14 protein-coding genes are annotated in these 14,492 nt (G+C 40.3%); 11 read left to right on the forward strand and 3 right to left on the reverse strand.

Annotation, left to right across the window (positions count from 1 at the left end):
• Positions 1–131: 131 nt before the first annotated feature.
• On the reverse strand, positions 132–1,067 hold the full coding sequence (locus Q4D72_RS10905) for a glycosyltransferase family 2 protein (protein ID WP_303077886.1): 936 nt from the start codon (positions 1,065–1,067) through the stop codon (positions 132–134).
• Positions 1,068–1,072: 5 nt separating this feature from the next.
• Positions 1,073–2,236: a glycosyltransferase family 87 protein gene (locus Q4D72_RS10910; RefSeq protein ID WP_303077887.1), complete on the reverse strand. Its 1,164-nt coding sequence runs from the start codon at positions 2,234–2,236 to the stop codon at positions 1,073–1,075.
• 144 nt (positions 2,237–2,380) lie between these two features.
• Between Q4D72_RS10910 and Q4D72_RS10915 the strand changes: the two genes are divergently transcribed.
• The 10 genes from Q4D72_RS10915 to Q4D72_RS10960 all read left to right on the forward strand — a co-directional run bounded on the left by Q4D72_RS10915 (position 2,381) and on the right by Q4D72_RS10960 (position 10,294).
• Positions 2,381–3,541 (forward strand): N-acetylmuramoyl-L-alanine amidase, encoded by a 1,161-nt coding sequence (locus tag Q4D72_RS10915; RefSeq protein ID WP_303077888.1) that lies wholly within the window; start codon positions 2,381–2,383, stop codon positions 3,539–3,541.
• 90 nt (positions 3,542–3,631) lie between these two features.
• Positions 3,632–4,570 carry an MlaD family protein gene (locus Q4D72_RS10920; protein WP_303077889.1) on the forward strand — a complete coding sequence of 313 codons (939 nt, stop codon included), beginning with the start codon at positions 3,632–3,634 and terminating at the stop codon, positions 4,568–4,570.
• A gap of 74 nt (positions 4,571–4,644) precedes the next feature.
• The gene (locus tag Q4D72_RS10925) at positions 4,645–5,970 is read left to right on the forward strand and encodes a (Fe-S)-binding protein (RefSeq protein WP_303077890.1); all 1,326 of its coding nucleotides are present in this window, start codon (positions 4,645–4,647) and stop codon (positions 5,968–5,970) included.
• Positions 5,971–6,004: 34 nt separating this feature from the next.
• The gene (locus tag Q4D72_RS10930) at positions 6,005–6,802 is read left to right on the forward strand and encodes a (Fe-S)-binding protein (protein ID WP_303077891.1); all 798 of its coding nucleotides are present in this window, start codon (positions 6,005–6,007) and stop codon (positions 6,800–6,802) included.
• A 20-nt stretch (positions 6,803–6,822) separates the two neighbouring features.
• Positions 6,823–7,305, forward strand: coding sequence for an ABC transporter ATPase (locus Q4D72_RS10935; protein WP_303077892.1), 483 nt, complete (start codon positions 6,823–6,825; stop codon positions 7,303–7,305).
• Between the two features lie 100 nt (positions 7,306–7,405).
• Positions 7,406–7,753: a TM2 domain-containing protein gene (locus Q4D72_RS10940; protein WP_303077899.1), complete on the forward strand. Its 348-nt coding sequence runs from the start codon at positions 7,406–7,408 to the stop codon at positions 7,751–7,753.
• A complete protein-coding gene (locus Q4D72_RS10945; RefSeq protein ID WP_303077893.1) occupies positions 7,754–8,161 on the forward strand; it encodes a DUF2752 domain-containing protein in 408 nt (135 codons plus the stop codon).
• Positions 8,158–8,589 carry a DUF4870 domain-containing protein gene (locus tag Q4D72_RS10950; RefSeq protein ID WP_303077894.1) on the forward strand — a complete coding sequence of 144 codons (432 nt, stop codon included), beginning with the start codon at positions 8,158–8,160 and terminating at the stop codon, positions 8,587–8,589. Before Q4D72_RS10945 ends, Q4D72_RS10950 begins: the two co-directional genes overlap by 4 nt.
• Before the next feature lie 6 nt (positions 8,590–8,595).
• A complete protein-coding gene (locus Q4D72_RS10955; RefSeq protein WP_303077895.1) occupies positions 8,596–9,450 on the forward strand; it encodes a M48 family metallopeptidase in 855 nt (284 codons plus the stop codon).
• A 10-nt stretch (positions 9,451–9,460) separates the two neighbouring features.
• Positions 9,461–10,294: a hypothetical protein gene (locus tag Q4D72_RS10960; RefSeq protein WP_303077896.1), complete on the forward strand. Its 834-nt coding sequence runs from the start codon at positions 9,461–9,463 to the stop codon at positions 10,292–10,294.
• A 2-nt stretch (positions 10,295–10,296) separates the two neighbouring features.
• On the opposite strand, the gene Q4D72_RS10965 is transcribed toward Q4D72_RS10960, so the two are convergent.
• On the reverse strand, positions 10,297–10,998 hold the full coding sequence (locus Q4D72_RS10965) for an RluA family pseudouridine synthase (RefSeq protein WP_303077897.1): 702 nt from the start codon (positions 10,996–10,998) through the stop codon (positions 10,297–10,299).
• Positions 10,999–11,193: 195 nt separating this feature from the next.
• On the opposite strand from Q4D72_RS10965, the gene uvrA reads away from it, so the two are divergent.
• The gene (gene uvrA / locus Q4D72_RS10970; protein ID WP_303077898.1) at positions 11,194–14,025 is read left to right on the forward strand and encodes an excinuclease ABC subunit UvrA; all 2,832 of its coding nucleotides are present in this window, start codon (positions 11,194–11,196) and stop codon (positions 14,023–14,025) included.
• The last annotated feature ends 467 nt before the right edge of the window (positions 14,026–14,492 follow it).

Raw genomic sequence — 14,492 nt, forward strand, 5'->3', positions numbered from 1 at the left:
ATTTTACTTATTAGGAAGTCTATTTTACTTGTTATAAAGTCTATTTTACTTTATTGTTTATGTATTTAATCTCTTTGTTGGGGCATATTACCCTAACAAAGGCTTGTTTTGTCATATAATTTAGCTATTTGCTAAAAATTTTTCTCTTGTATGATGTAATTGGGGCGTTCTTTGGTCTGTTTGAAGATTTTTCCGATGTAAATACCGATAATTCCCAAGATAATAAGTTGCACACCACCAAAAAAAACAATTGTCATAATCAGTGAAGCCCATCCTGATATTTCTGTTCCGCTTATAAATGACCATAGCACGTAAGGTACGTACAATAAACCGAGCATTGAAAAAGTAAATCCTAAATAAACAGCAAAGTAAAGTGGTTTTACGCTAAATGCGGTAACGCCTGTAAGTGCCAGTTTGAGCATTTTTTTAACCGTGTATTTCGTTTCGCCCGAAAAACGCTTTTGTGCCACATACGGAATATAAGTTTGACTAAATCCCACCCAAGGAACCATTCCACGGAGGAAAGGTTCATTTTCACGCATCGTTTTTACCACCTCCACGACGGCTTTGTCAAGCAATCGAAAATCAGCCGAGCCTTCTTGGATTTCCACGTCGGATATTAGGTTCAGCACTTTGTAAAAATACTTTGAAGTTCGCTTCTTTTTGGAGTCTATTTCCTCTCCGTAGGTGCGTAATGTGCCTACCACTTGGTAGCCTTCTTCCCATTTTTTGATAAGTTCAGGGATAAGATGCGGCGGATGTTGCATATCGGCATCCATTGAAATAACGGCATCGCCCGTTGCGTGGTCAAGACCGGCTTTTACGGCTAATTGATGTCCGAAATTGCGTGAAAACGAGATATATTTTACATTCTTGTGCTGATTGCTCAATTTTTGTAGCTCCTCCAACGAATTATCGGAACTTCCGTCATTGACAAAAATGAGTCTATAAGTGTAATTTTCAAGGTTTTTTCCTGAAAAAACCTTGTGTATTGTATCATACAATACACAAAAATTTCCTGATTCGTTATAACACGGAATGACAATATCGATTTGTTTGTTTTGCATTGTTTTTAGTTTTTAAGTTCGGGCGTTTCGGCGATTTTATAATCTAAAAAACACATTTCGTAAATCAGTGTAAGCCAGATGATTGCCGGTGGAACAGCCCGAAGCGAATATTTAATGATGTAGCCCTCTTTTAAAGGCTTAAAAAGGTCGGTTGGTGATAATGAAGCCAGTATTGCCAGAGCTAAAAGCATTATTTTCAGTTTTTTATTCTGATTCGGACTCGCCACGAACCATATTCCGATGCCCACATAAGCAATCACATAGGTACTGTTTTCTGTTCCTGTGCTAAAAAGACACAAAAACAAGCTCACCGAAGCCAAAAACATCAGCTGAAAATTCGTGTTTTTGTATTGTGAAAGTCGTAAATAAGGCAGGGCAAAGAGTACAAGTCCCACGAGGATTACTACCAGATTGTTGTTGTAAATCCCCGTGCGTTGCAAGAATCCTAAAAGCGACAGATTTTGCAAATTATAGGTTATGGCGTTTGTGTTGGAATTATTTTTTTCTGCCAAACGAACAAACCACTCTTGATATTGCGACAGCACATAATCTGCTGACGAATAGAGCATTGGTAAACAAAACAGGAGGAGCATCCACATAATTCCCGACCACACAAACCGAATTTTATCTTTTGAAAAGAAGAAAAAAGCCAGTCCTACAATGCCGTAAATCTTTGTTACGATTCCGATAACGATGAGTAATGTTGCCCAATGGCTTTGTTTGCGATGAATGAAGACATAAGCACCCACCAGAAGGGCTATTATGCTGATATTGAACTGCTGCATAGCCGCTGCGGTGTACAAATCGTGAGCCGCGATGAGCATTATACCGATGATGGCGGTTCTTGACAGAGGCAGTTGCCGAATTGCCCAAAACAGGAAGGCGGTATTGGCTAAAATCCAGAGTGTTACGCCTAATTTGTCGGGCATTACAGCAAACGGAGCGATGATGGCACTGAATGTTACGCCGTAATGATTCACATCGAAGTATTCCGCCGGATATTCGGCGTATAGCGATAGTTTTTTTATGGTGTGCCAAAATACACCTTTGAAAATCAGGTAGTTGTTAAATTCTCCTCGTATAAAGGCATTTTGAATGATGGTTGCCAGTGCCAATCCGAACCACAAAACCGTGATGAAACGATAGTTTTTGAATAATTTTTGTAGCATTTGTCTGTCAAAATGATTTTGGCAAAAGTAATCATTTTGGAATTATAAGCAAAGCACAAAAAATTTTAACTTTCAAGTAATTTTGTTACCTTTGCCCGATTGGTAGGTAAAATATTTCGATTAAGTTATATATAAGTATTGAAAATGAGTCGTTTATCTTGTTTTTTGTTGATGGTGTCGTGTTTTTTTGGTGCGGTGAATTACGCACAGAAAGCCCCTGTGTTCAAAGTAGTTTTAGATGCGGGGCACGGCGGGAAAGACCCCGGGAAAGTAGCGCCCGGGAAAATCTATGAAAAAGACATCGTACTGAAAATTGTTTTAGCGGTGGGCAAAAAATTAGCCGCACACCCCGATGTGAAGGTTATTTACACCCGCAAAGACGATACGTTTGTAGATCTTTATGAGCGTGGTGCTATTGCCAATAAAGCAAAGGCAAATCTTTTTGTTTCAGTGCATTGTAATGCGCACGACACGCAGGTTTCAGGAGCTGAAACTTTCGTGCTGGGGCTTCACGCCAATGAGCAAAACTTTCAGGTAGCAAAGGCTGAAAACTCGGTGATTTATTTGGAGGATAACTATCAGAAAAAATATGCGAATTACAACATTAATTCGCCTGAGTCGTTCATTGGTTTGTCTATAATGCAAGAAGAATTTTTGGAGCAAAGCATTCATTTAGCGAAACTTTTGCAAGCTAATTTTACTGACGAAATGAAGCGGGTGAATCGGGGTGTGAAGCAAGCCGGTTTTATCGTGTTGCACCAAACTTATATGCCCAGTGTGCTGATTGAGACGGCTTTTATGTCAAACACCGATGAATTGAAGTACTTAAATTCGGCAAAAGGGCAGGAAGATTTTGCTGAAAATATTGCACAAGCCATCTTGTCATATAAAAAATGGATTGAGGGCAAAAGCACTTCTTCCGACTTTGATGAAGTGGTTATTAAATCGGGGGCTTCGGCAAAAAAAACGACTGCTAAAAGTGCTTCGGCAAGCAAATCAAAAGCCAAGCCAAGCGGTAAAACCAAATCAAAATCGGTTTCCAAATCAAACATCATTTATAAGGTGCAAATTTCGTCAAGCCCTAAAAAAATGGAAACCAAAGCATTTAATTTTAAGGGATTATCACCTATTTCTGTTGAAAAAGTAGGCAAGGTGTATTGTTATTTTTACGGTAACGCCAAAAAGCATAAAGAAGTGGTTTCGTTGCTCAACACTGCTAAAAAAAAAGGATTTAAAGATGCTTACATCGTGGCGTATTCCAACGGAAAAAGAATAAAAGTGGAAGAAGCCAAAAAGCAGGAATAATAAATTTTAAATGTGTTTTATGCAAAAATTAGGTTTTTATGCGTACTTTTGCCTCGCTAAAATTTTGAATATAAACTTGAAAAATACAATATGAAATTAACACGAGAAGTTAAAACGGCTTTTATTGTCATTGCCGGAATAGCCAGTTTTTTTGTAGGGTTTAACTTTTTGAAATCCAAATCAATATTTAAACGAACTAATACGTATTACGCTGTTTTTGACCATTCGGGCGGATTAAAAACGGGAACGCAAGTTACCGTAAACGGCGTTCAGGTTGGCGTTGTGGAATCGGTGGAATTGGAAGAAAAAACGGCTAAAATTAAAATTTCGGTTTCTTGCTCAAAAGATTTTTCTTTTTCAAAAAACAGCAAAATGGAGCTCTATAACAGCCTTTTAGGAGGAGCGGGTTTACAAATCATTCCCGTTTTTGACCAAGCGCCCATAGCCCAGTCGGGTGATGAGTTGCCCTCATCAATTCAGATGGATATGTTACAGTCGTTGAGCACAAAAATTGAGCCTACACAATTGAAATTGAATAATTTACTGTCAAATGCCGACACTACGCTTGTTTCGGTAAATCAGTTGTTAGATGCCAAAACCATTGCCGATTTAAAAAAATCAATTGCCGATTTGAGCATTACGATGAACGGAATGAGTCAGGCATCGGCAAATTTAAATAAAATGCTGATAGCCAATCAGATGAATTTGCAAGGGACTTTGGAAAATGCCAATAAAATAACTTCGGATTTGGCAAAAGTGTCAGACGAATTAGCCCGTGCCGAATTGAGCAAAGTCATTGCTGATGCACAAAAAATGCTGACGAATTTAAACGGAATTTTGGCAGATGTTGATGCCGGAAAAGGAAGCGTAGGCAAGTTGATGAAAGACGAAAATCTCTACAAAAATCTGGAACAAGCCACCAAACAGTTGGAGTTATTGTTGCAAGATTTGCGTTTAAATCCGAAGCGATATATGCACTTTTCCGTTTTCGGGAAAAAACAGCAACCTTATCAGGAAAATGCCGAATAAAATCCGGAGTTTTTGTTTTAATAAATTTGCATCGTTTGTTATCCTTTTTTTGAAGGATAAATAAAAAGTTGATTATGAGTTTTTTACCTAACATATTGTTTTGTTTGTTGTTGGCTTTTGGTATCGGTTTTTTTACGCTAAATGTTCGCAAACTTATTCGGAATATTCGTTTGGGAAAAAGTGAAAATACTTCGGATAACCGCTCGCAACGATGGAAAAATATGTTACGCCTTGCGTTGGGGCAAGGAAAAATGACGGTACGCCCCGTAGCGGGATTATTACATCTTGTTGTTTATTTGGGTTTTATCATTATCAATCTTGAAATGCTTGAAATTGTGTTAGATGGCATTTTAGGAACACATCGTTTGTTTGCTTCTTTCGGAAAAATTTACGACATTTTGATAGTCTCTTTTGAGGTATTGGCACTGCTGGTTATTATTTCGGTTTCTATTTTTTGGATTCGACGTAATGTGTTGAAAATAAATCGATTTAAAAAAGAAGAATTACAAAATTGGGCAAAGAAAGACGGTAACTTTATTTTGTATATCGAGGCGTTTTTAATGGTGTTATTTTTAACGATGAATGCCGCTGATTTTTGCTTGCAATCGTTGAGAGTATCACCCTATGTGCAGGCAGGGAGCTTTCCTGTAAGTCACTGGATTGTGCCACTTTTTTCTGATTTTTCAACAACTACGTTAATCGCTATTGAACGTACTTGCTGGTGGTTGCACATTGCGGGTGTTTTGTTCTTTTTGAATTATTTGTACTATTCGAAGCATTTGCATATTATTTTGGCGTTTCCCAACACATATTTTGCGTCTGTGCGTCCGCAGGGAGCCTTGAAAATCAACGAAAATGTATTGAAGGAAGTCAAATTGATGCTTGACCCCAACACTGACCCCTTTGCAACATCTTCCGAAATGCAAAATCCACCCGAAAAATTTGGTGCTTCTGATGTTTTTGACCTTACGTGGGTACAGCTTCTCAATGCTTATACCTGTACCGAGTGCGGGCGGTGCTCTGATGAATGTCCTGCAAATGCAACGGGCAGAAAACTTTCGCCACGCCACATTATGATGAAAACCCGCGATCGTTTGGAGGAAGTAAGCAAAAACATAGATGCCAATGGAGGAAGTTTCAAAGATGATAGCAAGCAACTTTTACACGATTACGTAACTCCCGAAGAACTTTGGGCTTGCACTTCTTGCAATGCCTGTGTTGAAGCCTGTCCGGTGAGTATCAATCCGTTATCAATAATTATGGATATGCGTCAATATTTAGTGATGGAACAATCGGCAGCGCCCAAAGAACTTAACACAATGATGACCAACATTGAAAATAATGGCGCACCTTGGGCATATAGCCAAGCCGACCGAATGAACTGGGCAACTGAAAATTAAATTATTTTACTTTATTAAAACAGCATTTATTACGATGACAAATACGTTTTACGTTCCAACAATGGCAAGCCTTGCAGCAGAAGGGAGAACGCCTGAATATTTATTTTGGGTGGGCAGTGCCGGAAGTTACGATGACCGTGCCAAGCGTATCGTTAGGACGTTTGCGCATTTGCTCAATAAGGCATCGGTTGATTTTGCCGTACTTGGAACGGAAGAAAGTGATACGGGCGACCCCGCCAAACGTGCCGGAAACGAGTTTTTGTTTCAAATGCAAGCACTGACAAACATACAAATTCTTGATAGTTACAACGTTAAGAAAATAGTTACCACTTGTCCGCATGTTTTCAATACGTTAAAGAATGAATATCCTGCTTTGGGCGGTAATTATCAGGTGTGGCATCACACCGAATTTCTAAAAAAATTAATTGACGAAAAAAAACTACCTATTGATATTCAAAAATTAAACGGAAAACGCATCACGTTTCACGACCCTTGTTATTTGGGGCGCGGTAACGGAATTTACAATGCTCCGCGTGAAATATTACAAGCCTTAGGTGTGGAACTACTTGAAATGCAGAGAACTAAAAGTAGGTCGGTGTGTTGTGGAGCGGGAGGAGCACAGATGTTTAAAGAACCCGAAAAAGGAAATAAAGACATCAACGTTTTGCGAACCGAACAAGCCCTTGCCGTGCGTCCGCAGGTGATAGCCACCGCTTGTCCGTTTTGTAACACAATGCTTACCGACGGGATTAAATTTAAAGAAAAAGAACAGACAATCAGTGTGTTAGATATAGCAGAATTGCTTTACGAAGGTCTAAAAGAAACTGAATAATAAAATTTAAAAATATCAAAATGTACATAAATTTCACTGAACTACCCGACAGCGCACGCATTTGGATATACCAAAGCAACCGCAGTTTTTCCGCATCGGAATTGCCCGAATTGGAACTGAAAATCAAACAATATTTAGAAGGTTGGACAGCCCACGGATTGGGATTACAGGCGGCTTTCGAGTTGCGGTACAATCGGTTTATTGTCATAGGCGTAAATCAAGAAGTGCATTCGGTATCAGGCTGTTCGCTTGATGATTTAGCGCGTTTTATTCAGCAGTTGGAAAAGGACTATCAGGTGGATTTACTTGATCGAATGAACGTAAGTTATCGGCAAGGCGAATTTATTGCGTATAAAAACTTAGCCGATTTTAAAAAAATGGTTAAAAATAAATCTGTTTCAGGAAAAACCATTGTGTTTAATAATTTGGTAAACACCAAGTTGGAATATGAAGCACATTGGGAAATTCCGTTGGAAGAAAGCTGGCACAGCCGATTTTTATAGTACCTTGCACTGTTTTTCAAAAATTTTTTCACATTACAAAAACAGATTTTTGTATTATACGAAAAAAAATGCTAATATTGCACCTCATTATGATTGTTTTATGGACGCACAAAAAGTAGATATGTTTCTTGTCGCAAATGCGAAATTTTTCAAGGCAGAATTAATTCCGCAAATTCGTCAGCGGTTGCTTGATATTAGTGACGAACGTTGGGTATATTTGCAAACACTTCAATTTAAAGACCCAACCACAGCATTGTTGCTTTCTCTTTTCACTCCCGCTGTGTTGTTCAGTGGCGTTGACCGATTTTACATAGGCGATGTTGGTCTGGGCATCGGTAAACTACTCACTTGTGGCGGTTTGGGAATTTGGACAATAGTGGATTGGTTTTTAATAACAGATGCCACACGTGATAAAAACGCCGAAATTTTACAAGCAGCACTTTTGTAATTGACACCAAAAAACGTATATACGCTCTTGACGGTGCTTTGCATTTTGGGCTGGGGGTGGTTACTTTTAAGTATCTTTTTGCAAAAGCACGAAGTGGGGGTAACGGTTTGTATGTCAAAGCATATTACCGATATTCCGTGTCCGTCGTGTGGCACAACGCGTTCGGTGGTTTCTTTCTTTCGGGGCGATTTTTTTCAAGCGCTTTATTTAAATCCGTTGGGGGTAATTACCGCATTGGGCTTGCTGGTACTTCCGTTTATGCTTTTGTTTGATTGGTTTTCGGGCAAAAAAACGGTGTATCGTTGTTACGAAAAAACGGAAAACATTCTGAAAAAACCACAAGTTTATCTTCCGCTATTGGTTTTGGTTATTTTAAATTGGATTTGGAACATTCATAAAGGCTTATGATAACGATTAAAAAGCTGAATTATCGGGTAAGTGAAGGCGATAAGGAGCGGGCTTCAAATAGCTATTTGATGTCGGTTGTGGCACTTATGATAGGAATGCCCTTGCCGATTCTTAACTTGGTGGCAACCTTTGTGTTTTTTCTGGCTCATCGCAAAAGTTCGTATTTTGTGCGTTGGCATTGCACGCAGGCGTTGTTTTCACAATTATCGGTTTTGCCCATCAATGTAGTGGTTTTTTGGTGGACGATTTCGATTCTGTTTGCACAAAATGAACTTACCAACACTTATATTGCTTACGTAATAACGGCTTTTCTCTTTAATTTTACCGAATTTATAACAACGATTTACACGGCAGCAAAGGTGCGAAAAGGTGTGCATCTGTCGTGGTGGTTTTACGGGGATATTACTGATTTAGCAGTAAAACAATGACGTCAAATGATTAACAAACTATTTATCAGAGGATTCATTATCTTGGCTTCGTTCTTCGGGCTGTGGCTGTTGTTGCAACAAATTAACTGGATAGGTATTTTTCACATCGAAAAGCTCCAAAATAACAAATTTACCGAGCGGGTGGAAACCGAACTGGGCGAGTTAATGCTTCGGGAATTTAAAAAAGAAAATGATGAGCTTGAAAACCATTACGTTACGCAAACCCTTGATAGTTTGGTAACTAAAATCTGTCAGGCAAATGATATTTCAACAGAAACTTTACGGGTTTACATCTTTGAAAGCGATGACGTAAACGCATTTGCGTTGCCCGACCGTCAGTTGGTTGTTTATACGGGATTGATAAGCCAAACCGAGAGCCCCGAAGCGTTAAGTGGCGTGATAGCACACGAGCTGGCGCATATTGAACAGCGCCACGTGATTAAATCACTTGTGCGAGAGATGGGGCTGAGCGTTCTTTTTGCTTTGGTTTCGGGTCAGTCCGATTTTTCAGTAATGGGTGATATCATTCAAATGGTTTCATCATCGGCGTTTAGTAGGGAAATGGAAAAAGAAGCCGATTTGCTGGGTGTTAATTATTTATTGAATGCAAAAATAGACCCCAAGCCCTTTGCCGATTTTATGCGAGGACTCAGCAAAGGAGAATTTTCGGCTTTGAAGTGGATTAGTTCCCACCCAATGTCAAAAGAAAGGGAAAAATACATTATAAAAAGCATTGAAAACAAGAAAGTTACCTTTGAAAGTGTTATTGCCCCCGAAACGTGGCAGTCATTCAAAGATGAAGTCTCGTCATCTGATGAAACTATTGAGTTTACCGACTCGGAAAGCGAAAATAACAACTAAAAACAATGCAATGAAACGAATTCTTGTCTTATTCTTCTCACTGATAACCTTTTCGGTGTCAGGGCAAAGTAAATTGAAAGGCGCTAAGGAAAATCTTACCGAAAAACAGCAATCTTCTGAAATAATTAGCCGTGAAAGTGAAAGCCGAACCACTTACGAGCCGTCATATTCCTTTTCAGATTCATTTTTAGGATTATTTACCGGACTCATTTTTGAGATAACCGTCGGGCTTGCCTATTATATCGCGGTTGAATCGCCTCCCGAGCGCAATAGCCCGATGTATCAATCCACACTTAACCCGTATCCGTTTGCCTCAGGGGCAAAAGGCGATTACCAATACGCCAATTGGAACAACTTCACCCTTTGGCGTTTGGACGTATCCAATTATTACTTCTCGGAAAGAGCTACTTTGTTTATGAATGACCTGAACGTGAAATTGCGTTTGGGGAGTCGTTTTGCAATAAACGCCCAGTATGCCCATTTTTGGGAAAAATTACTGGCGGCTAAGAACGAAAACTTAGACCTTATCTCCCTAACAGGGCAATATTACCGAATCAGAACGCCTTACGTGTCAATGTATTGGGGATTAGGGGCGAGCTACATAGCCAATGACGTTAATCAGTTTGGATTAGCAACCGAAGTAGGCAATGAAATCTTTCTGAAACCTTTTTCAATCCAAACCGACTTTAAATACAGCTTCTTTGATAAGAGCGATATCCTTGTATTCGGTATCGGCGGGAAGTATCATTTCCGTAACTTCAACGTCGGGGCTAAATATCAGTATATTAATCTGGCAGGATACCGAGCTTCGGGCATTAGCGTCGGGGCGGGTGTTTCGTTTTGAGGTTAATCCGTTTCGCAGGCTTTCCATACGGAATCATCAGGCAAGGAAGCAACGAATTCCACCCTTTCTTTTTTTACAGGATGGATAAACGACAGCTTGCGGGCGTGTAAATGAATGCTGCCATCGGGGTTTGAGCGCTTTGCTCCGTATTTTAAATCACCTTTAATGATGCAATTCACCCCCGCAAGTTGCGCCCTGATTTGATGATGCCTGCCCGTAACCAATTCCACTTCAATTAAGTAATAATTTTGCAGTTGTTTAAGCACTTTGTAGTGAAGTACGGCTTTTTTACTGCCTGAAACCTCTTTGGCGTGCGCTGTTGATTTATTTTTTTCGCTGTTGCGTGTAAGCCAATGCGTTAGTGTACCCGAATTAGCGGGCGGAAGTGCGTCGGTAACCGCCCAGTACGTTTTTTCAACGGCAGTTTTTTCGGCAAAAAGGGCATTGAGGCGCGTTAAAGCCTTTGAAGTGCGGGCAAAAACCACTATTCCGGTTGTGGGGCGGTCTAACCGATGCACCACGCCGAGGAAAACCTCGCCCGGTTTGTTGTATTTCTTCTTTAAATAGGCTTTGACAATCTCACTTAGCGGAGCGTCGCCCGTTTTGTCGCCTTGAACAATGTCGCCGGCTCTTTTGTTGATGATAATCAGGTGATTGTCTTCGTAAATAACGCATAAATTTTCCGCAGTGGATACTGTTTTCATCGTGTTTGCTTGTCTTTTTTAGTATTTGTGGTTTTGCGGGTAAAACGCAGGGGCAAAAGTACGATTTTTTTGTCTTCCTGTGCAAAAAAATAAAGAGGCGTTCGGGTTTTTTGCTTTCGTTTTTAATTTAAAAGGACTTATTTTTTACATTTTCGCATTAAATTCATAACTTTGTGCGCTAATTTTTATCCGAAAATGGAAAACAAAATTGAAGTGCAAGGCGCACGGGTTCACAACCTTAAAAATATAGACATTGACATTCCCCGAGAGCAACTCGTGGTTATTACGGGGCTTTCCGGAAGCGGAAAATCATCATTGGCGTTCGATACGGTTTATGCCGAAGGGCAACGCCGTTACATCGAGACGTTTTCAGCCTATGCAAGGCAGTTTTTAGGCGGATTGGAGCGTCCGGACGTGGATAAAATCGACGGATTATCGCCCGTCATTGCTATTGAACAAAAAACAACCTCAAAATCACCGCGTTCCACCGTTGGTACAATTACGGAAATATACGATTTCTTGCGTTTGCTCTTTGCGCGTGCCTCTGATGCGTATAGTTTCCAAACGGGTGAGAAAATGGTAAGTTATAGCGATGCCCAAGTGCAAGAACTCATATCCGAGAAATATAATAACCAAAAAATTAACATTTTAGCCCCTGTTGTGCAATCAAGAAAGGGACATTACCGCGAACTCTTCGAGCAGATTGCCAAACAAGGCTTCGTGAAGGTACGGACAGACGGCGAAATCCGTGACATCGAGAAAGGAATGAAACTCGACCGTTATAAAACGCACGACATCGAAATCGTCATCGACCGAATGCTTATCGACAATCAAAAAGAGACCCAAAAACGCCTCGGCGAGTCTATTAAAACGGCAATGCACTATGGCGACGGCGTTTTAATGGTACTGCATCAAGAAACAAGCGAGGTAAAGTATTTTAGTCGCAATCTGATGTGCCCGACAAGCGGTGTTTCCTATCCGCTTCCCGAACCTAATACCTTCTCGTTCAATTCTCCCAAAGGAATGTGCCCGCATTGCAACGGATTAGGCGAAGTGCAGGAGGTAAATCTGGATAAAATCATTCCCAATAAACAACTTTCCATCAAAAACGGCGCTATTTCAGCCATAGGAGAGCAAAAAAATACGTGGATTTTCAAGCAATTGGAAACCATATTGCATAAATTTAACGCCAAACTCACTGATGCGTTCGAGGAACTTCCGCAAGAAGCCATTGAGCTGATATTATACGGCGGGAAGGAAAAATTTTCCGTAAAATCGGACGTTTTGGGCATCACCCGAGAGTACGAAATCGATTTTGAGGGTATTGTCAATTTTATTAAGAATCAACACGATAACAGCGACTCTTCCTCTATAAAAAGATGGGCTGCCGAGTTTATGGACACCCTTCCGTGTGGGGAATGTAACGGAAGCCGCCTGCGGAAAGAGGCTCTTTACTTCAAAATAAACGAAAAAAACATCTCCGAACTGGCTAAAATGGATATTTTGGAGCTATCGGATTGGTTTGCAAGGCTTCCGGAGCATATTTCGGACAAGCAGTTGAAAATAGCATCGGAAGTTATTAAGGAAATAGGAACGCGTTTGCAATTTTTGGTTGATGTGGGACTGACGTATCTGTCGCTGAGCCGTAGTTCAAAGTCCTTATCGGGCGGGGAAGCCCAGCGGATACGTTTGGCAACGCAAATCGGTTCGCAACTCACGGGCGTTTTGTATATTTTGGACGAACCCAGCATCGGGCTGCATCAACGCGATAACAAACGGCTTATCAACTCGTTAAAAGCCCTTCGCGACATCGGAAATTCCGTTTTAGTGGTTGAACACGACGAAGAAATGATATTGGAAGCCGATTATGTGATTGATATAGGACCCAAAGCGGGCAAAAACGGCGGGGAAATTATTTTTAAAGGCACGCCGAGCCAAATGATGGAAGCAAAAACTATCACGGCGGACTATATTAGCGGCAGAAGGCTTGTTTCTCAGCCGAAAAAGCCCCGAAAAGGCAACGGCAAGGAACTTATTTTACGCGGTTGTACCGGAAATAACCTCAAAAACGTTTCCGTAACCTTTCCGTTGGGGAAAATGATTGGCGTTACGGGGGTTTCGGGCAGTGGTAAATCAACTTTGATAAATGAAACGCTTTATCCGATTTTAAATGCCCATTTTTTCAATGCGGTGAAGGTTCCGATGCCTTATGGAAGCATCGAAGGGCTGGAAAACATCGATAAAGTGATTGCAATAGACCAGTCGCCCATCGGTCGCACGCCTCGTTCCAATCCGGCAACCTATACGGGAGTTTTTAGTGAAATCCGTACGCTGTTTACGCAAACGCCGGAAGCAATGATACGCGGATACAAGCCGGGGAGGTTTAGCTTTAACGTCAAAGGCGGTAGATGTGAAACCTGTGAGGGTTCGGGCTTGAAAGTCATCGAAATGAACTTTTTACCGGACGTGTACGTCGAGTGCGAAACCTGTAAAGGAAAACGATTTAACCGAGAAACGTTGGAAGTTCGTTATAAAGGAAAATCAATAGCTGATGTTTTGGATATGACCATCGCTGATGCGGTTCAATTTTTCGAGAACATACCGAAAATTCATCGTAAATTAAAAACAATAGAGGAAGTAGGCTTGGGTTACATCACTTTGGGGCAGCAATCAACGACACTTTCGGGCGGTGAAGCCCAGCGGGTGAAATTAGCAACGGAACTTTCTAAAAAAGATACGGGTAATACATTTTATATATTGGACGAACCCACTACGGGTCTTCATTTTGAAGATGTAAGTGTGCTGTTAGACGTGTTGAATAAGTTAGTTGATAAAGGAAATACGGTGCTTGTCATTGAACATAACCTTGATGTGATTAAAGCAGTGGATTATATCATCGATATTGGCTATGAAGGCGGAAAAGGAGGTGGCGAAGTGGTTGCTTTTGGCTCTCCTTCGGAAGTAGCAAAGCAAGAAAAGAGCTATACCGCTCAATTTTTGATAGAAACAGCACCAAAAAAGGACTAATCTTATTCTATTTCAACCAAAATAATAAAGGACGAGTACTCATTCGTCCTTATTTTGTTTTAATCAGTACAGGAAAAGTAGTTTTATGGTATATTTTTACACAATGTAGGGGCGTATTGTAATACGCCCGATTGTATTTTTTACAATGTAGAGTCAAATTATAATTCGACCGATTATATTTTATTTGAAATAAGACAAGATGAGGTGTTTTCTTGTATGTTTTTTTGATAATGTAGGGGCGTATTGCATACGCCCTTATATATTTTTTAGTATGTATGTTGTATTATAATACGCCATTTTATATTTTTCACAACGTAGGGGCGAATTGCAATTCGCCCTTGCATATTTTTCAGTATATATTGTCGTGTTATAATACGCCATTTTGTATTTTTTACAACGTAGGGGCGAATTATAATTCACCCTTACATATTTTTCAGTATATATTGTCGTGTTATAATACGCCATTT

It is taken from the genome of Capnocytophaga sp. (assembly GCF_030532915.1).
Taxonomy (GTDB): Bacteria; Bacteroidota; Bacteroidia; order Flavobacteriales; family Flavobacteriaceae; genus Capnocytophaga.